The 21532-nt window shown below is 59.3% G+C and carries 19 protein-coding genes; 9 read left to right on the plus strand and 10 right to left on the minus strand.

Annotated features, from left to right (window positions below):
• Positions 1-6 precede the first annotated feature (6 nt).
• On the minus strand, positions 7-1032 hold the full coding sequence (gene moaA, locus DXZ77_RS05155; protein WP_115030495.1) for a GTP 3',8-cyclase MoaA: 1026 nt from the start codon (positions 1030-1032) through the stop codon (positions 7-9).
• Positions 1033-1220: 188 nt separating this feature from the next.
• On the opposite strand from moaA, the gene DXZ77_RS05160 reads away from it, so the two are divergent.
• Entirely contained in the window at positions 1221-2033 is an 813-nt protein-coding gene (locus DXZ77_RS05160) for an SURF1 family cytochrome oxidase biogenesis protein (protein WP_115032596.1), read from the plus strand.
• A gap of 63 nt (positions 2034-2096) precedes the next feature.
• Here the strand turns inward: DXZ77_RS05160 and DXZ77_RS05165 are convergent, their stop codons facing one another.
• The 3 genes from DXZ77_RS05165 to fumC all read right to left on the minus strand — a co-directional run bounded on the left by DXZ77_RS05165 (position 2097) and on the right by fumC (position 5549).
• Positions 2097-3695 carry an ABC-F family ATP-binding cassette domain-containing protein gene (locus tag DXZ77_RS05165; RefSeq protein ID WP_115030497.1) on the minus strand — a complete coding sequence of 533 codons (1599 nt, stop codon included), beginning with the start codon at positions 3693-3695 and terminating at the stop codon, positions 2097-2099.
• Positions 3696-3874: 179 nt separating this feature from the next.
• Positions 3875-4129 (minus strand): DUF7218 family protein, encoded by a 255-nt coding sequence (locus DXZ77_RS05170; protein ID WP_115030499.1) that lies wholly within the window; start codon positions 4127-4129, stop codon positions 3875-3877.
• A 1-nt stretch (position 4130) separates the two neighbouring features.
• A complete protein-coding gene (gene fumC, locus DXZ77_RS05175) occupies positions 4131-5549 on the minus strand; it encodes a class II fumarate hydratase (RefSeq protein ID WP_115030502.1) in 1419 nt (472 codons plus the stop codon).
• 215 nt (positions 5550-5764) lie between these two features.
• Between fumC and DXZ77_RS12395 the strand changes: the two genes are divergently transcribed.
• The 4 genes from DXZ77_RS12395 to DXZ77_RS05200 all read left to right on the plus strand — a co-directional run bounded on the left by DXZ77_RS12395 (position 5765) and on the right by DXZ77_RS05200 (position 11103).
• Complete coding sequence (locus tag DXZ77_RS12395) at positions 5765-6304, plus strand: ATP-dependent DNA ligase (protein ID WP_258553311.1); 540 nt, start codon at positions 5765-5767, stop codon at positions 6302-6304.
• Between the two features lie 46 nt (positions 6305-6350).
• Positions 6351-7712, plus strand: coding sequence for a non-homologous end-joining DNA ligase (gene ligD, locus DXZ77_RS05185; protein ID WP_306746664.1), 1362 nt, complete (start codon positions 6351-6353; stop codon positions 7710-7712).
• 59 nt (positions 7713-7771) lie between these two features.
• Positions 7772-8812, plus strand: coding sequence for a PHP domain-containing protein (locus DXZ77_RS05190; protein WP_115030504.1), 1041 nt, complete (start codon positions 7772-7774; stop codon positions 8810-8812).
• A gap of 785 nt (positions 8813-9597) precedes the next feature.
• On the plus strand, positions 9598-11103 hold the full coding sequence (locus DXZ77_RS05200) for an MFS transporter (protein ID WP_115030505.1): 1506 nt from the start codon (positions 9598-9600) through the stop codon (positions 11101-11103).
• A gap of 84 nt (positions 11104-11187) precedes the next feature.
• On the opposite strand, the gene DXZ77_RS05205 is transcribed toward DXZ77_RS05200, so the two are convergent.
• Both DXZ77_RS05205 and DXZ77_RS05210 read right to left on the minus strand, forming a co-directional pair.
• Positions 11188-12894, minus strand: a complete 1707-nt coding sequence (locus tag DXZ77_RS05205) for an alpha-keto acid decarboxylase family protein (RefSeq protein WP_258553146.1) — start codon at positions 12892-12894, stop codon at positions 11188-11190.
• An 18-nt stretch (positions 12895-12912) separates the two neighbouring features.
• A complete protein-coding gene (locus DXZ77_RS05210) occupies positions 12913-13932 on the minus strand; it encodes a DUF418 domain-containing protein (protein ID WP_115030506.1) in 1020 nt (339 codons plus the stop codon).
• A gap of 70 nt (positions 13933-14002) precedes the next feature.
• Here DXZ77_RS05210 and DXZ77_RS05215 point away from each other — a divergent pair, with 70 nt between their 5' ends.
• From DXZ77_RS05215 to DXZ77_RS11725, 3 genes are read left to right on the plus strand one after another with little or no spacing between them, the layout of a single operon-like run.
• Positions 14003-14815, plus strand: a complete 813-nt coding sequence (locus DXZ77_RS05215) for a potassium channel family protein (protein WP_115032602.1) — start codon at positions 14003-14005, stop codon at positions 14813-14815.
• Between the two features lie 49 nt (positions 14816-14864).
• Positions 14865-15104, plus strand: coding sequence for a hypothetical protein (locus DXZ77_RS05220; RefSeq protein WP_115030507.1), 240 nt, complete (start codon positions 14865-14867; stop codon positions 15102-15104).
• Positions 15097-15402: a hypothetical protein gene (locus DXZ77_RS11725; RefSeq protein WP_147279199.1), complete on the plus strand. Its 306-nt coding sequence runs from the start codon at positions 15097-15099 to the stop codon at positions 15400-15402. Before DXZ77_RS05220 ends, DXZ77_RS11725 begins: the two co-directional genes overlap by 8 nt.
• Positions 15403-15446: 44 nt before the next feature.
• On the opposite strand, the gene ulaA is transcribed toward DXZ77_RS11725, so the two are convergent.
• The 3 genes from ulaA to DXZ77_RS05235 form a co-directional block, all read right to left on the minus strand.
• A complete protein-coding gene (gene ulaA, locus DXZ77_RS05225) occupies positions 15447-16991 on the minus strand; it encodes a PTS ascorbate transporter subunit IIC (RefSeq protein ID WP_115030508.1) in 1545 nt (514 codons plus the stop codon).
• Positions 16992-17003: 12 nt separating this feature from the next.
• Positions 17004-17825 carry a PTS sugar transporter subunit IIAB gene (locus DXZ77_RS05230; protein WP_115030509.1) on the minus strand — a complete coding sequence of 274 codons (822 nt, stop codon included), beginning with the start codon at positions 17823-17825 and terminating at the stop codon, positions 17004-17006.
• A gap of 127 nt (positions 17826-17952) precedes the next feature.
• A complete protein-coding gene (locus tag DXZ77_RS05235; RefSeq protein ID WP_115030510.1) occupies positions 17953-18705 on the minus strand; it encodes a DUF4184 family protein in 753 nt (250 codons plus the stop codon).
• 1009 nt (positions 18706-19714) lie between these two features.
• On the opposite strand from DXZ77_RS05235, the gene DXZ77_RS05240 reads away from it, so the two are divergent.
• Positions 19715-20209 (plus strand): C40 family peptidase, encoded by a 495-nt coding sequence (locus DXZ77_RS05240; protein ID WP_258553147.1) that lies wholly within the window; start codon positions 19715-19717, stop codon positions 20207-20209.
• 93 nt (positions 20210-20302) lie between these two features.
• Here the strand turns inward: DXZ77_RS05240 and alr are convergent, their stop codons facing one another.
• A complete protein-coding gene (alr, locus tag DXZ77_RS05245) occupies positions 20303-21526 on the minus strand; it encodes an alanine racemase (protein ID WP_220181594.1) in 1224 nt (407 codons plus the stop codon).
• Positions 21527-21532 lie beyond the last annotated feature (6 nt).

A 21532-nucleotide genomic window follows, 5' to 3' on the forward strand; every position in this document is an offset into this window, starting at 1 on the left:
GGTGTTTTAGCCGCCAATGGAGGACATTGGCCTGGCTGGTTGGGTGAAGTCGGGTTCGCCGATGCCGTGTCCGCGGAGTTTGCGCCACATTTCCCCGCGGATGAGGGAGAGGAGTTCTCGGTCGGTGGCGCCCTCGCGTAGGGGGGTGCGTAGGTCCATTTCTCCGCGGGCGAAGAGGCAGTTGCGCACCATGCCGTCGGCGGTGAGGCGGACGCGGTCGCAGGCGTGGCAGAACGGCGCGGTGACTGAGGCGATGATGCCAACGGTGGCGGGGCCTTCGTTGACGAGGTAGTGCTCTGCGGGTGAGCTTCCGCGGTTTTCGTTCAGAGGGGTGAGGGTAAAGCGGGTTTGGAGTTCTTTGCGTAGTTCTTCGGCGGTGATCATGTCTTCGCGGACCCAGCCGTGTTGGGCATCGAGGGGCATTTGTTCGATAAATCGCAGCTGATAGCCGCGTTCGATGCACCAGGCGAGGAGATCGGTGACGCCGTGGTCGTTGATTCCGCGCATGGCGACGGCATTGATTTTGATGGGGGTTAGGCCTGCTTCAGCGGCAGCTTCAAGGCCTTCGATGACATCGGTAAGGCGGTTGCGTCGGGTGAGGCGGTGGAAGATGTCGGGGTCGATGGTGTCAAGGCTGACGTTGACGCGGTCTAGGCCTGCTTCAGCCAGTGCGGTGGCGTGTTTTTTAAGGAAGACGGCGTTGGTGGTCATGGCTACGTCGGGGCGGGGGGTGAGTTGGGTGAAGGCACGCACGAGGTCGGGTACGCCTGGTCGTAGGAGCGGTTCTCCTCCGGTGAGGCGGATTTTGGTGACTCCTGCTTCAACGAAGATCGCAACGACGCGGGTGAGTTCTTCATCGGTGAGCATTTGTGCGCGGGTCATCCATTGGAGCCCTTCGGCGGGCATGCAGTAGGTGCAGCGTAGGTTGCAGTGGTCAGTGAGGGAGACGCGTAGGTCGCGTGCCGTTCTGCCGAATCTGTCGCCGAGGGGCCCGGTGCTGGTCGACGTGGTGGCGGGGGTGCCGTTGGCCATGGGGTTCGTCTCCTCCGGTGGTGGTTACGGCCGGTGAGTGGGGTGCCCGGTTCTCGGTCGTTGAAGGATCATGTCATGGAGGTTCCTTTTGTTGCCATGGTGGCGGACCTCAGAAGTGCTGAAGAGGCGGGGCGGGGTTGCAGGGGGTTCGAGCGAGTAACGTGCTGCGGGTGGGACGTGCGGTTGTGATGAGGTGGCTGACGCCGCGGTGGCTGGGGGCTACTGCGGTGGCGTTGGCGTTTTTTGTGTTGTGTCAGTTTTTAGGGCAGTGGCAGTGGGGTAGGTATGAGGACAAGCTGGCTAATCGGGAGCGGGTGGAGTCGTTTTATTCAGCTCCAGTGAGGCCGTTGTCGCAGGTGGTTCCTGCGACAACGGCGCATCCAGGTGGTGCGGTGGGTAAGGACCAGGAGTGGCGTCATGTGCAGATGCGGGGTGAGTACGTTCCTGGTGCGCGTTTCATGGTGCGTAATCGTCCGCAGGATCGTTCATATGGGTATGAGGTTTTGGTGCCGTTGCGTTTAGAGGATGGCACTGCGGTGATGGTAGATCGTGGGTGGGTGGCTAATGGAGAGCGCGCGGATGTGTTGCCCTCGGTTCCGGCGCCACCGTCGGGGCCGGTGAGTGTGTCTGGCTGGGTGCGCCCGGGGGAACCTGCGTTTAACGAGAACACTCCCGCGGGGCAGTTGGGTTCGATTGATGTGGAGCGGATGCGTCGGGAAAGTGGGCTGCCGCTGCGGGGGGCTTACGTGGTGTTGGAACGTGAGCAGGATGGTTCTGGGGTGTCTCCGGCGCGCCCTGACCCGTTGTTGCCGCCGCAGACGGGGTTGGGGCCCCATTTTGCGTATGCGTTGCAGTGGTGGGTGGGGTCGTTGGCGGGGTTTGTCATTGTGTTTGTCTATGTGCGGCGGGAGGTGCGGGATGAGTTGATTTTGTCTGGTCACCTCACCCCGAAGGCCCCTAAACCGAAGAAAACGCGTATTTGGGATGAGGAGGACGCCTAGGGCCTGATTTTGGCGCTCGCTTCACTGTTCGGTGGTGTGTAGTGAAGCGAGCGGGTGGGGTTGTTAGGCCAGTTCGATGAGGTCTTTGTAGTCCGGACCCCAGAAGTCTTCGACTCCATCCGGTAGGAGGAGTACGCGTTCGGGGTTGAGGGCTTCGACTGCGCCAGCGTCGTGGCTGACGAGAACGACTGCGCCTTTGTAGTTGCTCAGGGCGGCGAGGATTTCTTTGCGGCTGGCTGGGTCGAGGTTGTTGGTGGGTTCGTCTAGCAGGAGCACGTTGGCTCCAGAGACGACAAGGGTGGCCAGTGAGAGGCGCGTTTTTTCACCACCGGAGAGCACTCCGGCGGGTTTGTCGACGGCTTCGCCGGAGAAAAGGAAGGAGCCGAGGATTTTTCGGCATTCTGTTTCGGTGAGGTCAGGAGCGGAGGCGACCATGTTTTGCAAAACGGTGGCCTCGCCGTCGAGGTTTTCATGTTCCTGTGCGTAGTAGCCCAGGCGTAGCCCGTAGCCGGGTTCGACTTGCCCGGTGTCGGGGGTGTCTTTGCCGGAGAGGATTTTCAGCAGGGTGGTTTTACCGGCACCGTTGAGCCCAAGGACAACAACGCGGCTTCCTTTATCGATGGCGAGGTCGACATCGGTGAATACTTCTTGGGAGCCGTAGGCCCTGGAGAGCCCGCTTGCGCGCAGCGGTGTTTTTCCGCAGTGCACTGGGTCAGGGAAGCGGAGTTTGGCCACTTTGTCGTGTACTTGCACTTCTTCAAGTGATGACACGATTTTTTCGGCGCGTTTGAGCATTTGCTGGGCAGCGACTGCTTTGGTTGCTTTGGCGCGCATTTTTTCAGCTTGAGCGTTGAGTGCGGCGGCTTTCTTCTCGGCGTTTTGACGCTCGCGGCGTCGTCGTTTTTCGTCTGTTTCGCGTTGCTGGAGGTAGGTTTTCCAGCCGACGTTGTATTGGTCGAGAACTTGTCGGTTGGCGTCGAGGTAGTAGACCTTGTTGACGACGGCGTCGAGGAGTTCAACGTCGTGGGAGATGACGATGAGGCCGCCTGCGTAGTTGCGTAGGTATTCGCGTAGCCACACGATCGAGTCGGCGTCGAGGTGGTTGGTGGGTTCGTCGAGAAGCAGGGTGTGGGCTTGAGAGAAGAGGATTCGGGAGAGTTCGACTCGTCTGCGTTGTCCGCCGGAGAGGGTGCCGACAGGCCGGGTGAGTTCTTTTTCGCTCAGACCAAGGGCGGAGGCGATGGCAGCGGCTTCGGATTCGGCGGCGTATCCGCCTGCGGCTTCGAAGCGTGCTTGGAGTTTGGGGTAGCGTTCCATGGCTGCTTCGGCGGTTTCGGGGACCGCTGATGCCATTTGTCCTTCGGTTTCGCGCATGCGTTGTGCGAGGTCGCCGAGGCCGCGGGCGGACAGGATGCGGGCGCGGGCGATTTCTTCCAGGTCGCCGTCGCGGGGGTCTTGGGGTAGGTATCCGAAGTCTGCTGCGCCTGAGATGCGGCCGCTGTCTGGGCTACGCCATCCGGCGAGGGTTTTCATGAGTGTGGTTTTTCCTGCGCCGTTGCGCCCTACCAGCCCGATGCGGTCTCCGGCTGCGACGCGGAAGGTTGCGCCGCGTAGCAGTAGTTGAGCGCCTGCGCGCAGTTCGATGTCGGAGGCGGTGAGCATGGGTGTGGTAACTCCTGAGGAAACGGGGTCGGGGCCAGGCGTGCGTGCGCCACCGCCCAGTCTAGGTCTACGGGGTGGCTGGGTGTTGGTCAGGTATGTGTGCAGGGGCCCGCGGCGCTGCGGCGCCACCCCTGGCTTTGTCCTCAGGTGTTTGTTTGTGGCGAGGTGATGCCCGCGGGTTAGTGGTTTCGCAGTGCGTTGATGAGCTCGTTTTTGTTCATTGTTGAGCGTCCGCGGATATTGAGTTCGGTGGCTCGTTTGCGTAGTTCTGCCACAGTCCAGTCGTCGTAGGAGCCTGATTTTCCGCCTTTGCTGCCAATTTTTTCGCGAGAGGAGGCCGCTGCTGCGTTGGCGATAGCGGCGGCTTTGCTTTTGCTGTTGCCTTCTTCGCGGAGTTTTTCGTAGAGGTCGGGGTCTTTGATTGAGTCGGCCATGTCAGTTTTTTCTCGCCTCGCGGGGGTGGGTCATGTCGATGGGAACAACCCAGGCGTCGAATTCTTCTGCGGTGAGGTAGCCGAGGTTAAGGGCTGCGGCTTTGAGGGTGGTTCCTTCTTTGTGGGCTTTTTTGGCGATGCTGGCTGCTTTGTCGTAGCCGATGTGGGGGTTGAGGGCGGTTACTTGCATGAGGTTGAGCTCTAGGGCCGCGGCGATGCGTTCCTGGTTGGGTTCGATTCCGGTGGCGCAGTGGTCGGTGAATGCTGCGCATGCATCGCCGAGGAGGCGGATGCTTTCGAGTACGGCGTGTGCCATGACGGGTTTGTAGACGTTGAGTTGGAAGTTTCCTTGGCTTCCAGCGAATCCGACGGTGGCATCGTTACCGAAGACGCGGGTGGCGACCATGGTTATGGCTTCGCATTGGGTGGGGTTGACTTTGCCGGGCATGATCGAGCTGCCGGGTTCGTTTTCGGGGATGCGTATCTCACCGATGCCGTTGCGGGGTCCGGAGGCGAGCCAGCGGACGTCGTTGGCGATTTTCATCAAGGCCATGGCCAGGCCACGTAGGGCGGAGCTGAGGGCTACGAGGGCGTCATGGGCGGATAGGGAGGCGAATAAGTTGCTGGATTGGCGGAATGGGTGTCCGGTTTGTTCAGCGATTTTTGTTGCGGCGAGTTCGCCGAATTGTGGGTGTGCGTTCAGGCCGGTGCCCACGGCTGTGCCGCCGATGGCCAGGTCGAGGATGTCGTTTTCAGCGTGGTGGATATTGGCGAGGGCAAGGTCGAGTTGGGCTACCCAGCCGCTGATTTCTTGACCGAGTGTGATGGGGGTGGCGTCTTGCAGGTGGGTGCGTCCGACTTTGACGACGTCGGTGAATTGTTCGCTTTTGGTGGCGAGGGTGTCGCGTAGGTTGCTGGCCTGTTGGTAGAGGAATTCGTGCAGGTCTAGGACAACGGCGATGTGCATGGCCGTGGGGAAGGTGTCGTTGCTGCTTTGGCCGCGGTTGACGTGGTCGTTGGGGTGGATGGGGGTTTTGGTGCCCATGTGACCGCCGAGGATATCGATGGCGCGGTTGGAGATTACTTCGTTGGCGTTCATGTTGGATTGGGTGCCGCTGCCTGTTTGAAAAACAACGAGGGGGAAGTCGTTGTCGAGGTGGCCGTCGATGACTTCGCGGGCGGCTTGTTCGAGTGCGTCGAGGGCAGCGTTGTCCAGGGCGGCTAGTTCGCCGAGTTCGCGGTTGGCGCGGGCGGCTGCGAGTTTGAGGTGGCCTAGGGCGCGGATCATTGACCGTCCCCAGATGAAGGTGTCGCGGCCGATGGGGAAGTTGTTGATGCTGCGTTGTGTTTGGGCTCCCCAGTAGTGGTCGGCAGGAACCTCGACGGTCCCCATGCTGTCGGTTTCGTGTCGAGTGTTCATACAGTCACTCTAGGTGGCAAGATTCCCTAGCGGGAGAGCAGTTCCGGTGAGTACCAGCACATTTGGCGAGTCGCCTTTCTTCGCTGACTTTACAGAGTGTGACCTCACCCAGCATCCACGCTCTTCGCGCCGCTCCCACACTCGAATGGATACCTCACATGGCGTGAATGGCAATCAAACTCACGCCAAAGGGCCACTATCGAAGAGTGAAACCAATGCTGGCAACCTCCACTACCGCTGTCCCTACGAGCGCTGATTGGGTCCACGAAGTGAAGTGGGATGGCATGCGCGTCCTGGCAGACGTTCATCACAGCCACGCCTGTCTTCACACACGTAACGAAACGGATGCCAGCACCCGGTTCCCCGAAATCGTGACTGCTTTAACTGGGCAGAGCACACCAGCAGATGTGCTCCTCGATGGTGAAGTTGTGCTTTTCGATGAGGCAGGCAGCCCGTCGTTCAAGAAACTACAAAACCGCATCTTCGTAAGGAGAGCAGACACTGCTCAGCGCTTGGCGGCCACCGCACCAGTAACTTTCATGGTCTTTGATCTGCTCCGGTTCAACGACCGCGACCTCACAGACGAGCCGTGGACGGTGCGGCGCCAGCTGTTGGAGACACTCACCTGGAACAGCGACCGCATCACAGTGACACCCACTTTTCCTGATGGTGAATCCCTCCTAGAAGCAACCCAGGAGCAGGGGCTAGAGGGAATCATCAGCAAACGTATCGATGCCCCCTACTTCCCCCGGTAAACGCAGCAAAGCATGGCGTAAATTGCCCCACCGGCCCACACATTCGATGGTGATCGGCGGTTGGCGGTCTGAAACTGGCTCAGAAAACCGGGTGGGTTCTTTCCTTGTTGGCCTACCAGAAAGCTCAGCTGGTGAAGCTACCCGGCTATGTTTCCTTGGCCGTGTCGGTAGCGGCGTGGCTGGTTCGGTACAGGAAACGCTGGTGCCTTTGCTACGCGAGCATGCCGCGAAAGAATCCCCCTTCGCTGCGGACCTTCCCGATGCAGACGTTGCGGGGGTGCACTGGGTTCATCCTCGTCTTGTTATCGATGTTCGCGCGCTGGGCGGTATTCCAAAACCGGGCTACCGGCTACGTCAACCTTCATTCCAGGGGTTGCGTCCTGACCTGACCCCTACTGATCTGGTCTCTGAAACCACCAGATCAGCAACTTCTGAGGCCACCATGTCACTCACCGACGCAAGCAAAGAAGCCGAGTCTTTGCCGCAGCAGTCCCAGGCCGTGAACGCAGATATCGAGGGCCGCCGTGTTCCGTTGACCAACCTTGAGAAGGTTCTCTACCCCGATTCAGGCACCACTAAATCCGAGATCATCAGCTACCTGGCGGAGGTTTCGGCTGCGCTTCTGCCTGCGTTGGCAGCCCGTCCAGTCACCAGGGTGCGTTGGCCGCATGGGGTACAGGGCCCATCGTTTTTCGAGAAAAACGCCCCGAAGAATACTCCTGAGTGGGTGCGGACCGTCATCCTCCACTCCCCCGGTTCGCGCCGCGAATCTTCCCAGGTCACATACCCTCTGGTCGATGACTTGTCGACACTGATGTGGCTGGGAAACCTCGCTGCACTCGAACTGCATGTGCCGCAGTGGCGCATCGACAGCCAGGGCGCGCCGTGTGCCCCGGATCGTCTAGTTATTGACCTTGATCCTGGGGAACCTGCAGGGCTTACTGAATGCGCACGCGTTGCCCTTATCGTGCGCGATGCCCTGCTGGAGCAGGGGGCGGAAATTATCGTCCCGGTAACCAGCGGCAGCAAAGGCATCCAGTTGTATGCCCCTGTTGCCGGTGACCCTGATGATCGTGACGCCACTCGTTCTCGCGCTCAACAGTTAGCGAAAGCTCTTGAGCAGAGCCACTCTGAAATGGTGGTTGCGACGATGAGGAAGACAAAACGACCAGGCAAGGTCTTGCTCGACTGGAGCCAAAACACACGCTCTAAAACCACGATTTGTCCTTATTCGCCGCGTGGTAAACATCGCCATATCACGGTCGCTGCACCGCGTACCTGGGATGAAGTAGAGGCCGCCGCTACCGGTACACCGGCGCATACGCTGACTCAACTCGGCCCGCGCGAAGTGCTCGATCGGCTGGAGAAAATCGGCGATCTTTTTGCCCCTGTGCATATGTCGACCTGACACGCAGATAACCGCAGGTACCCCTGTATCAAGGCAACAGCACTTTTAGGCTGAGCAGCATGTCTGCTGCCGATTCACTCAAACCTATCGACGCCTTGCGTCGAATTGCGTTCCTACTGGAGCGCTCGCGCAGTCAGACTCACCGGGTTGAAGCTTTCCGCCGCGCAGCAACAACGATTCTGCGTACACCTGAGGAGGAAATCCGTGCCCGTACCGCGGCAGGGACACTTACTGAGCTGCCTACTATCGGGAAAAGCACAGCAGCTGTCATCGCGGACTGTTTGGCTGGCCGGCGTCCTGCATATCTCACGAGCCTAGAGGAAACTGCCACTGGGCCACTCATTGAAGGTGGCGAAGACCTTCTGGCAGCTATGCGCGGTGACCTGCATTGTCATTCGAATTGGTCCGATGGTGGGGCCCCTATCGAGGAAATGGCCGCGACAGCGATAGAGCTCGGTCGTGAATACATCGCTCTTACTGATCATTCGCGCAATCTGCGGATTGCGCATGGTCTTTCCGAGCAGCGGCTGCGTGAACAGCTCGATGTGGTTGCGGCGATTAGCCAGGCCTTGCCGCGTGATGATTTTCGGCTACTGGCGGGGATTGAGGTCGACATCTTAGATGATGGAGATCTTGATCAAGACCCTGAGCTTCTCGATCAGGTCGATGTGGCTGTCGCCTCGGTTCATTCCAAGTTGCGCATGAATGCTGAATCGATGACGCAGCGAATGATGAAGGCCGTGAGAAATCCGCGAACGAGCATTCTTGGTCACTGCACGGGGCGGCTCGTGGCTGGTGGGCGGGGTCAGCGCCCGCCAAGTGTTTTTGACGCCGAAGCTGTGTTTTCTGCCTGTGTTGACCATGGGGTGGCTGTTGAAATTAATAGTCGCCTTGAACGGCAGGACCCTCCTGATGAGCTGATCGCGATGGCTCTTGATATGGGGTGTTTGTTCTCGATTAACACTGATGCTCATGCGCCTGGTCAGTTGGATTTTTTGGCTTATGGCTGTGAACGGGCGCAGCGGCTAGGGGTCCCTGCCGAGCGAATTGTGACGACGTGGAATGTGGATCAGTTGCTGGCGTGGCTAAGGCGAAATTGACTGTTTTTGTGTGCTGCCCATTGGGCTGCCAGCTGCAGTGGAGGCGGCTGACGGCGTTGAGAGTGGCGTCAATGACTTGATCGGCTGGTATGCCGCGGTCGAGGAGGTGAAACCCTGCATCCACCATGCTCCGGGTAAGTTCGGCGCCAATCTGTGCCTGGGTTTCATCTGCAGTGAGGTGTTGCCATGCGGCCAAGAGCATGTCTTGGGTGTTGCGGTGGGCATGGGTTACGGCCTGACGTGTTCTGTCGGCGAGGGGTGTGTTTTTAGTGATGTTCATGAGCCAGCCGTAACCGGTGAGGGCGGCTTGTTCGAGGTTGCTACGGCACCAGGCATCGATCTGTTCAGCGGGGGTGTGAGCACAAGTGACTGCTTCGTTGACGGCGTTGAGCCAGCTAGGCAGGTGACGTTCGAGTACGAGTGTGCGCAGGTCGTCGACGGAGTCGACGTAGCGGTAGATGCTGTTGCGGGCGATTCCTGCTGCTGAAGTGACGGCTCCGGCGGTGAGGGCTTGAGGGCCGTCGGTGCGCATGATGTGTTCGGCTGTGTCGATGAGGGTGGCGCGGATGTGTGCGCGGTGTTCACGCATGGTTGAGGCAGTGATGCGTGGCATGACTCCTCCTGGGGATGGTGCCGCGTGGTGAGGGGGGTGGTGGTTGATGTGTTTAATCAGTGTGCCTGATGAATTGTTTTAGCGACACCCTGTCTCTAACCTCAAAGAAGACATATCGCCACCGTGACCCGACTACTCGCCGGGCCATTGCCTCGTTTTCAGGAGTTCTCGGATGTCACCTACTCCCCCACTAGCCTCACCTGAGCCCCGCGATCACCGCTGGGCGGCGTTGGGTGTGTTGGCAGCTGGCCTGTCGATGATTGTGCTTGATGGGACCATCGTTGGTGTCGCTCTGCCTCAGATCATCACTAGCCTTCGCCTCGATCTCACTGAGGCGCAGTGGGTCAACAGTTTGTACGCCGTTGTTTTCGCTGCGCTCTTGTTGTCTTTTGGGCGGTTGGGTGACGCCTATGGGCGGCGCAGGCTTTTCCTTGCTGGTGTCACACTTTTCACGGTGAGCAGCGTGACTGCTGGGTTCGCTAGCACTTCCGGGGCGCTTATTGCTTCTCGTGCTGTACAAGGGGTCGGTGGCGCCATGATTTTGCCTACCACCTTGTCCACGGTGAATGCCCTTTTTCGTGGGCGGGAGCGGGCGGCTGCGTTCGGGGTGTGGGGGGCTGTGATGTCCGGGATGGCTGCGATTGGGCCGTTGCTGGGTGGTGTTTTGACTGAGTATGTGTCGTGGCGGTGGATTTTCTTCGTGAATATCCCCATCGGGGCGGCGATCATTATGGCTGGGGTGCGCTGTGTTCCAGAGACGCGCGGGGAGCCTGGTACAGGTGGGGCTGATTTTTTTGGTGGACTGTCCAGCGCTTTGGGGTTCGGGTTGATTGTGTTCGGGCTGATTGAATCGCAAAATTTGGGTTGGTGGTCTCCTAAGAGTGCTCTGCAGATTGGTGATCTGTCGTGGCCTGCTACGGCACCGGTTTCGGCAGCGCCGGTGGCGATCGGTGTGGGTGTCCTTCTACTGGGTGTTTTTTATGTCGTGGAGCGCGGGCGTGCTCGTGCTGGCCACACGGGGATTATCGATCTTTCTTTGTTCGCGATTCCTAGTTTCCGGTGGGGAAATGTTGCGGCGGCGGCGGTTGCGGTGGGTGAGTTCGCTTTGGTGTTTGTGCTTCCGCTGTATCTAGTAATGGTGTTACACGAGTCGGTTCTCACCTCAGGTTTGGTGTTGGCCGCGATGGCGCTTGGTGCTTTTGCGGCTGGGGCCCAGGCGCGTCACGTCGCGGCGCGCTTGGGGGCTCCGAAGGTTGTGTTGCTTGGGTTGGGGCTTGAGGTGGTGGGATCCGCTACAACTGCGCTGATTCTTGGTCCACAGACGTCGGCGTGGTTGATTGCGGCGACGCTGGTGGTTTATGGCGTTGGTTTGGGGTTTGCTTCTGCGCAGTTGACTTCTACGGTGCTGCTGGATGTGCCGACTGCGCGTTCTGGTACTGGGTCGGCGGTGCAGAGCACGGTGCGGCAGGTTGGGTCGGCGCTAGGAACAGCGCTGGCGGGGTCCATGCTTGCTGTTGGGTTGGGCAATCGTGGTTTTGGGGCTGATCCGCAGACATTTTCGACGGCTGCGGGATGGTCTATTGCTGTCGCGGCCGCGTTTTTGTTGTGTGGTTTTGTAGCGGCTTTGCGGGTTGCCGCAGTGGCCAGTGTGGAGGATGGCCAGGCAGCAGCTGCGTAAGACCGCTTCCCTGATCGGGTTGTGTTCTGGGAACGCACAGGGTGGGGGGATACAGATGTCTGTATCCCCCCACCCTGTGGGTTTTTAAAGGGCTGCTGCGATTTTGTGTAGTAGCTGTGGGGCATCTTGAGTGTCTGTGATGGCTTCGATGAGTACGAGTGAGTTGGGGTTGGCTGCTGCTTTTTCTAGTGCTTGCTGCATCTGAATGCCGGTGCGTGCGGTGATGGTCATGGAGTGCTTTGGGTCGGCGCCGAAGAATTGCAGTGCGTGGGTCCATCTCCATGCGGGGATGTCGTTGTAGGCGGCTGTTTTGCCGTGGATCATCCGTTCGACTGTGTATCCGTTGTTGTTGACGAGGACGATCACGGCGGGCACGTGTTCGCGGATAATTTGTCCGAGTTCTTGGATGGTGAGTTGGGCGGCGCCGTCTCCAATCAGGAGTACTGGTCGGCGGTTACGGTTGGCGAGTCCGGCGCCGAGCATGGCTGGCAGTGTGTAGCCGATGGATCCCCACATGGGTTGTCCGATGAATGTGACTCCTTGGGGTAGTCGCATTCCGGACATGCCGAAGAAGCTGGTGCCTTGGTCGGCCAGGACGATGTTTCCTTCGGTGAGTGAATTGGCGACGAGTGTCCAGAGTGTGTCTTGGGTGAGGGGGTCGTCGGTAGGTTCGGCGGTGATCGATTCGCTTGGGCGTTCTAGGGGCATGCCTTGCGGTTGGATGTCGGTAAGCACGTTGGTGAGGATGCCGATGGCGCGTTCCATGGATAGTGGTGTGAAGAGTTCTTGCCCTATGCGGCTTATTGATCGTCGTATTTCGAGTTGTCTTGATGTGTCGATGTTTCCGCTGAATCCTGCGGTGGTGTTGTCGGTGAAGTCGACACCGATGGTGATGAGGGCTTGGGCGTCTTCAATGGTGGAGCGTACTGGTTCTTCGGAAGCGGAGCCGACGTAGATACCAGCGAAGTTGGGTGCGGATTCGTCTACGAGTGTTTTTCCCCAGCTCAGAGTGGCTACAGGTAGTCCGGTGGCGGCGAGGAGGTTATTGAGGGCTTCGGTGGCGCCGAGGCGTTGGACGGCGATGTCGGCTAGTACTGCTGTTTTCTTGTCGGTGAGGAAGGCTCGTGCTGCTTTGTCGAATGCGTTTTCTGCTGCTGTGGTTGAGGCTTGGGTGATGAGTTTGAGGGGGGCTGTTGGGGGTTCGGTGGGGGTTGCTGCTACGTCTGCGGCAAGGAGGAGGAATCCGGGTTTTTTCTCGAAGATGGCGGTGCGCAGTACATGGTCGATTTCCCATGTTGCGCTGGGGGCTTCGAGGTTGGCGGTGGCGCAGCTGATTTCGTTGGCCATGCGGAGGAAGTGTTGGAAGTCTCCGGTTCCGAGTGAGTGGTGGAGTTTTTGGTGTGCTGCTTGGATTTCTTTGCGGGGGGCTCCGACGATGTGGATGACTGGTACTGATTCGGCGTAGGAGCCGGCGAGGGCGTTGGCGGCGGAGAGTTCACCGACGCCGTAGGTGGTCAGGAGTGCGCCGGCGCCGCGGATGCGGGCATATCCGTCGGCGGCGTATCCGGCGTTGAGTTCGTTTCCGGAGCCGACCCAGCGGATGTGGTTGTGTGCGAGTACGTGGTCGAGGAAGCGGAGGTTGTAGTCGCCGGGTACGCCGAAGAGGTCGGTGATGCCGAGTTCTACTAGGCGGTCTAGGAGGTAGTCGCCAATGGTGTAGGTGGGGTTCATGGAGCCTTCTTTGCTGGTTGGTGGGAGGCTGCCGGTGGAGGGGGACACCCGGCGCTTCATTGGCCCCATCTAAGCAATTTAGTTGTCGCTTACCAATTTTCTAGACTCTGTTTGGTGTACGTGGCTTGCCTGTGGAGTTGGCCCCCACCAGGTGATGCGGCGCCATATCCACTCAAGGGGGCCGTAAGAGAATCGCAGAAACCACACTCGGAGCAGGCAGTACTGCGCTACGAGGATTGCGATAGCTACAGCGATGACAAGCCATAGGTTCGTGCTTCGCGGAAGATCGAGCATGTGGCCGGCGGCTAGCATCATGGGTGTGGCGGTGAGGTAGCAGGTGAAGGCGGCGCGGCCGAGTGGTTCGAACATGCCGCGTAGTAGTCGGCGCAGGGGGGGTTGCCACAGTAGCGCCAGGGTGAGGATGTATAGCACTGCCATGATGGCGCCAGCGACGCCGCCTGCGGTGGTGAAACGCGGGTCACCAGGGTTGTGCCATTGCCAGTAGAGCGCGGCGGCTGAAGCGAGGGCGGACACCGCAGCCAGAATTGCGATGCGGCGGTCTGCGTGTTCTAGCCGGGCTGGTATGCCGTATCGGGCGGCGGCGGCACCGAGGAGGACCACTCCGGGGATGGCGGGTACTCCCCCACCGGCAGCGAAAGCTGCGATTGCTGCGATGAGCCCGAGCATGAGTAGTACCTGCTTTTTAGCAAGGAGTACCAGTGGTAGAACGAGCAGTCCTCCTAAGGCGTAGAGGAAGAGCACTTCTCCTGAGTAGAGGATTTGGTGGACCACCCCAAAGAGCAGCATGGCAGTGAGGCGTCTGCCGAGCACAACTTTTGGAGACCGGCCGCGACGGATCGCGGAGTCGGCGATGAATACTAGAGACATGCCGAAGAGGAACATGAAGATGGGGATGAATCGGCCGGTGATGATTGTGTGAAATGCGGGGACTATGTTTTCGGGCTCGAGGTTGATGGGGGCGTCTACGTCTTGCCAGAGGGAGGTGATATCGGGGATGTTAGCTACGAGAATGCCCGCGATGGCGAATCCCCGGAGGGTATCAAGGAAGGGGTAGCGATGGCTGGCCGGTGAGGTCATAGGGTCAACCGTAAAAGCCGCAGTGGCGTGGGCGGGTTCAGCCCTGTGGGCACTTGATGATAATCCGTGTATGGATTGCAGCGCGGAGTCGCGGCGGCGTGCTTGGGAGAGATTGACGGGGCCCTGGATGACGGGGGTGGCGCTGCTGTTTTTGGTTGCGTTTGCGTGGCCAATTTTAGATCCGGGGATCTCGCGACAGTGGCATGAGATTTCCGCGGTGGTAATGGATGTGACGTGGGGATTGTTTGCTCTGGACTACGGGGTGCGGTTGTGTTTATCGCGGCAGCGTTATCGGTTTTTGTTACACAGTCCGATTGAGTTGTTAGTGGTTTTACTGCCGATGCTGCGCCCATTGCGGTTGTTGCGGTTGTTAACGGTGCTGGTGGTGGTGCATCGCACATCTGCAGCCATGCTGCGGGGCCGGGTTGTGGTGTACATCGTGGGTGGGGCGTTGTTTTTAGCGTTTGTTGGGGCGTTGGCGATGTTGGATGCCGAGCGGGGCGCACCAGGTGCACATATTGATACGTATGGGGATGCGGTGTGGTGGGCTTTGGCGACGATGACGACGGTTGGGTATGGGGATGCGTACCCGGTCACTATGCATGGGCGTTTGATTGCCGCAGGCATGATGATTGGCGGTATTGCGTTGTTGGGTTCGGTAACTGCGTCGTTGGCGTCGTGGCTGACGGACCGGTTGGCGGTTCCTGATGAGGGTGCGGTCTCGGCAGAGTCGGTGGCAGTTGCTGAGTTGACGGCGCGGGTTACTGAGTTGACGGCGCAGCTGGAGAGGCTGACGGAGATGATTGAGCAGCAGAAGGATGCGGGGCCTGCTGCTGGGGAGGTTTGTTCATCGGTATTGTCGCAGTCGCGCACTGACGCGTAAGATCGACACATATTCGCATCAAAATGATGCGTTTGTGAGGAGGGTCAGAATGGAATCGCTTAACGTCGCTCGCAAGGGAAACACTGTTCGCCGTATTACTGCGAACCTGCGCGACCGTGACTCCAAAAACCTGGACATGATTGCGCAGACACAGGGACTGAACCCCAATGACGCGATCCGACAGGCTTTGGCCACGCAGGCGTTTCTTCAAGATGCTTTGAAGAAGGGTGGGGCGATTTTGGTGCGTGAAGCCGATGGCGCTATCCGTGAGGTTCAGTTCGTTGGGTGAAGAGGCTGAACTTCCAGTAGAGGAATATCCACCCCAGAACGACTCGGTCAGTGAAGGCCCCTCCTTAGGCCCGGTGGAAAGAAGCCGGGAACGCAAACGGTCATGGATCGTCGGGGTTGCGTTGTGTTTATTTATCGTCGTGACCGTACTGCCGATGGTTGCGGTGATTTTTGGGTGGCGTTCGTGGGCTGAGATTAAAGATGTATCGGCTTTGGTGGTGCCGGTTGTCGTGTCGGTGGTGGGATCGATTACTGGTTTTTATTTCGGTTCTCAGCACTCATTATGGGTGAAAAGGTAGGGGCCTGACTCGCGTTGAGTCAGGCCCCTACCTTTTGTTCTTTTTTACTGGATTGCTGGTGGTGGTGTAGGGGCACCTTCGGGAGGGAGTACTTTCGGGTAGCTGATGACGGTGGGGCCGCTGGCCGCTGATGGGGTGGCAGTCTGTGGGGTATTTCCTCGGGCTGGGGCGGGGTCCCAGTGGGTGTCGACAAGTTTGCGCTGCACGATGATTGCTGCAGTGAGTAGCGCCAGCGCTAGGAGCGCGGCGACGATGATTCCACTGGCGGTGCCTGGGCGGGAGCCGTAACCGATGATGAGGCCGAACCAGCCGAAGTCGGTGTCGCCGAATGTGGTGTTCGCGGTGCCAAGGTCACCGAGTACTTTCATGAGCAGGGCGGGCAGAAAGGTGATGAGCAGTCCGTTGACGAATGCGCCGGCGACTGCGCCTCGGCGTCCGCCGGTTGCGTTTCCGTATACGCCTGCTGCGCCGCCAGTGAAGAAGTGGGGCACGAGGCCGGGAAGGATGAGTGCTAGGCCGAAGGTGGGGCCGAACCACAGTCCTAGGGATAGGAGCGCGAGGAGTCCTCCGGTGAAGCTCGCAATGAAGCCGATGAGAACGGCGTTTTGGGCGTAGGGGAAGACGATTGGGCAGTCGAGTGCAGGGATTGCTCCGGGGACGACTTTATCTGCGATGCCTTGGAAGGCGGGGATGAGTTCTCCCAGGATAGTACGCACGCCGAAGAGGATGACTGCGACGGAAATACCGAATTGTAGGCCTTGGGTGACTGAGTGCATGAGGTAGTTGCCGACGTTGGTTGCGCCGCCTTCGAAGGCGGTGAAGGCAGTTTTTTCGCCGGTGCGCAGCAGGAAGGCTACGGCGACGACGAGGTACATGATCACCATGGATAGCGCGGTGGCGACCATGGAGTCGCGGAGGAATCGGAGTGATTCTGGGACTTTGACATCTTCGGTGGAGGGGCTTTTTCCTGAGCCGTTGACTGCGCGGCCTACTGCGCCAGAGGCGATGTAGCCCAGGGTGCCGAAGTGTCCGATTGCTACTGAGTCATCGCCGGTGATTTTGCGGGTCCAGGGGTGTGCGAGGGCGGGGAGGGAGACCATGAGGACGCCCAGGAGGGTTGCGCCGAGGGCGACGACGATGGGGGCGGGGGTTCCTGAGGACATCATGACGACGGTGATGAGTGTCGACATGAAGAGCAGGTGGTGTCCGGTGAGGAATACGTAGCGCAGAGGTGTCAGGCGTGCCAGCAGGAGCGCTACGACGAATCCGAGGATCATGATCCAGGAGACGTGGGCGCCGAATTTTTTCTGTGCAATACCGACGATTGCTTCGTTGGTGGGGACTACTCCGTGGGCACCGAGTGCGCCTTGGATCATGATGCCGAGGGGTTCTAGGGAGTTGACGACGAGGTTAGCTCCGGCGCCGATGAGGAGGAATCCGAGAGTGGCCTTGAGGGCACCGGCGATGATTTGTCCTGTGGACTTTTTCATCGCGATGAGTCCTACGGCGGTGATGATGCCGATGAGGAATGCAGGGACGGCGAGGATTTCGTTGACGATGAATTGTGCTGTGGCGGCGATGATGTTCATGTCTGTTCCCGTTCAGACTGCGTAGACGTGGCGCAGGGCGGCGTCGATTTGGGGGGCTGAGGTGAAGTCGTCAATGACGACGACGGGTACTCCCACTTCGCCGAGTGCTGCGGCGATGGCTCCTGAGGTGAGGAGCACGTCGGCTTCTTTGGCTCGGCCTCGGGCGGAGATGGTGTCGGTTGCTTCTACGCGTATGTATTTGTCCCATCCCCAGGCAGTGAGGACGCTTTCGAGTGTGTTTTTGAGAAACAGGCTGGTTCCGAGGCCGTTTCCGCAGACGGTGAGGATGAATCCTTTGCTGGGGATGGCGTTTTCATGTGTGGTTGGGGTTTCGGTCTTGGTGGTGACGGGGGTGGATGGGGTTGCTGTAGCTGGCTGACTGGTGGGGTCTGTGGTGAGTGCGGCGTGTAGTTCGGTGGTGGTTGTTGCTGCGTCGATTGCTGCGCGGCGGGCCGGGTCGGATAGGAGTCCGGCCAGCTCTGCGAGAGCTTGCTGGTGGGCGTCGCTGTCGGTGGCGGCCAGGGCAACGATGAGGGTGACGGGGTCGTTATCGGGGTTGCCGAATTCGACGGGGTGGGTGAGGCGGATGGCCGACATGCCGGTGTGATGGACGCTGCTATCTGGGCGGGCATGGGCGAATGCGAAGCCGGGTGCGATGACGATGTAGGGGCCGTGAGTGTCGACGGTGGCGATCATGGCGTCGGTATAGGCCGGGTCTGCGGTGCCGGTGGCACTGAGGAGTGCGCCAGCTTCACTTATGGCGGCGCGCCAGTCAGGTGCGGTGATATTGACGTTGACCGCTTCGATGGGGAGGAGTTCTTTCAAGCGTGACATGAGGGGGTCTCCATCCGGTGAGGGATTTGCGGTTTCAGCCTACGAATCGGGCTGTTGGGGTGCGAATACTGGTGGGGGTTTATGTGAGAAGAGGAACATATGTGGCTCAGGTCTCCGATTGGTGCTGTTAAGGCACGGTGGTGGCGTGGCGGTTTTTCTTGACGGCGAGGTGCCATGCGGCTGAGGCGGCAATAAGGGCGATTGTTGCGGCGAGGGCTGAGCGTGTGATGGCGCCATAGAGCAAGTCGCGCAGTTCACCTCCGGCGGCAAGGACGGGGAGGGCAGTTAGGGTTGTTGCGGTGGCTGCAGCTAGTAGAGGAAGAGTGAGTACGAGTAGTGCCGTACGTGGGTGGCGGCGGGGTGTGGCGGGACTGGCGGGTGCGCGCAGTGTGAGGACAACGGCAGTGATGGCCAGGGCCGTGAGACCACCAATACCGCTGATGTATTGGGCCCATTTATACCCAGGGAGTCCAGCGTGAGTGGTGGCAAGGAGAGGAATTGTTGTCGCTCCCCATCGGCCGGCGTGTGTGAATTCGTCCCAGATGACATGGGTGGCCGCACCGATGGCTGCCCCCAGGGCGACTAGGGGTAAAGGTGGGCGTTGTTGAGTGAGGGTGATTCGCCTTCGTAGCGGGGCGGGGGCTGCATCGAGCAGGGGGTGGCGTATGAGGTTCCACCAGGCGTACCAGAGCGCACTGGCTGCGATGAGGTCAAAGGTGAGAATGCCGGTGAGTGTGTGGGTGGCGTCGTATGTGATGGGTATCCAGGGCATAAAGAGAGGGGTGTCGGGAATCATTGCGCCGATACTCAGGGCAGCGAAGGGGATAGGGGTGCGTAGCAGTGGCAGTACGGCGGCGGGGTGAGCGAAGGTTACTGGCATAGCCGCAGGGTAAAAGGCGTTGTGGTGTGGTTGTTGTTGGGGCGCCTGAGGGTTGGGTGGCGTGAGAGTTTATTGAAAATGGTTGGTGGGCTTGGTTTTGCGTGAGGGATGTACACATGCCTGCTTTTATCTGCTGTGGCTACTTAGATACTTTTTCCGTACTTCTTTTGACGAGTTTTATGTTCATGCGCTGCGCTTTCCCTCCCTTGTGAGCTAGGGCGTATTAATGAATTCACGGAAGGGGTTTGTGTTCGCTGCTAGCGGGCACGGAAAAGGGTCATTTCTGCGCGTAGCGATGTTTTGTTGCGATCGAGGAGTTTGCGGTTCCTCTCGGCACGGTGGGTCACGGTTTGGCGTCATTGATTGGTGGCCCACAACGTCAAGGGCCGTCTCATGTAAGGGGCAGGGATGTTCTCAGCTACCGCCCACCTAGCCAGGAACACAGCTGCAGCTCATCGCAATACAGATAAAGAGTGTCTATATGTCTATAGGTGGATAACTATTCGCATATCCGCAGGTGAGCTCCACAGCTCCGACAGATAGCACGCGACAGTCAGCCTTTTCCCAGCCCCTTCACAGTTGACATAAACAGCGCTAAAAAACGACTGCGGTAGCGGGAAATCGATTGTGTGAAAGTTTTTGCGCAACCCTGTTACACAAGCTGCAAAACAGAAACAGGCAGGTCACGATCTCGTAACGATGTGACCGGCATCACAATCGACACGCATCGACAGATAACGGATTGGTTTCAATCCGGGCATGGTCTAGCTTTCTTTCTGGCCGCCACCCCTGAGGCGGTCGCCGGAGAATGACGCTGAGTCCTACCACCATTCCCCGGCAGTACCTACACAGAAATGTGTTGGTGGTAGGAGCGGAGCACCCAATCTTGTGGACTTCCTAGAGAAGTCCTAGGGGTGAAGTGATCGGTAAACACGATCACCGGGAACCAGTGATATCCCGAACCCGACAGGTCATGCTTCGTAAGCGCCTCCTGGAAAACACCACGAAAATGAACAAGAATTTTGCCCCTGCGCGAATTGCCATCTCCGGACTTCTAGCTCTCGGACTTTCTGGCGGTGTAGCCGCCACGACCGCGTCGTCGCAAGCTTCCGCAGCAACTCCAGTTCCCAGCCGCGTCAAAGCCGCTGGATTCTCCGCCCGCATGGGCGCCCAGGCCGTCAACGTCGCTGCCACCAAGCGTGGCACCCCCTACCGCTACGGAGCCGCTGGCCCCCGCGCATTTGACTGCTCAGGCCTCGTCCAGTGGACCTACGCCCGCGTGGGTAAAAAGATGCCCCGCACCGCCCAAGACCAGTACCGGGCCACCAAGCGCATCGCCCGCAGCACCGCACGCCCCGGCGACCTCGTCTTCTACGGCAGCTCCCAGAAGTACCACGTCGGCATCTACGCCGGTAACGGAAAAATGTGGCACGCCCCCCGCACCGGCCAGAACGTCAAACTAGTCAACGTGTACGGGTCTCCCTCGTACGGCCGCGTCCGCTGATAACAGCAACACTGCCCTACCGACAGCTCAGGAGCGCACCGATACAACCGGTGCGCTCCTGAGCTGTACCTACCGCATTAAAAACTCACGAAACTACTCCCCCACATACGTGCGCTGAACCCGCCGACCAATCCCGGTAAGAACTTCATACGAAATTGTCCCCAGCGCCTGCGCCATATCATCAGCGCCAAAACATCCATCACCTGCACCACCCAGCAACACCACCTCAGTACCCATCGACTCAACCGCACCTTGCCCCAGATCAAGCAACAACTGATCCATACACACACGCCCAACCACCGGCACCGACCGCCCAGCCACACACGCACGCGCCACATTCGACAGCCCCCGCCGGTACCCATCGGCGTACCCGACCGGAACAGTCGCAATCACTGTTTCTCTTGGTGTCGTCCACGTCCGCCCATACGAGACCGTCTCCCCCGCTGCCACAGTCTTCACCACAGAAATAGGTGCACGCCACTGCAACACCGGCTCCACCTGCACCGAACGCACTGTCCTGGCATCCGGGTAATACCCATACGCCAAAATTCCCGGCCGCACCATAGACCCCCAAGACTGCGGATACGCCAGCACACCTCCGGAATTCGCTGCATGCACCAGCTCAGGGAAATACCCCAACGCCTCCGCAACCTGCGGAACAGCCTCACCAAACCGCACGATCTGTTCCTCAGTAAACGCCACACACCCAGGGTCTGGATCATCTGCAACAGCGAAATGTGTGAACACACCCTGCACCCGAAGATCAGGACACCTCGCAGCAACATGCGCAGCCAACAGCCCCGCATGCGTAAACTCCACCCCTACCCGACGCATCCCCGTATCGATTTTCAACTGCACCAGCACCGGACCATCCCAATACGGCTGCTGCCCAGCCTGCCGCAACGCCGCCACCGCTGCCTGGACAGCATCCGCCTCTGCAGCTGACTGAACTGACAACACCACCCCTGCTCGCAACCCCACCTCAAGCTCGCAATGAAGCGCCGGAGACATTTTGAGAATCGGTAGCTCCACACCAGCCTTGCGCAGCTCCAACCCTTCCGCGACCGTCGCCACCCCAAGCCAATCCACCAGCTTGCGTTCCTGGACGAAACGCGACACCGCCACCGCGCCGTGACCATACGCATCGGCCTTCACCGGCAACAAAACACCTCGCCCCGACCCCACGTGCGAACGAATCGCACGCAAGTTCGAAGCGAGGCGATCTAGCCGAACCACAGCCCACGAAGGGCCGCTCTGCCCCTCCTCCACCACGTCGGACAGAGAAAAAGACAATGCATGTTCGGTCGAGGTATTCACCCCGGA

Origin of the sequence: Dermatophilus congolensis, assembly GCF_900447215.1 — a bacterium.
Lineage (GTDB): Bacteria > Actinomycetota > Actinomycetes > Actinomycetales > Dermatophilaceae > Dermatophilus > Dermatophilus congolensis_A.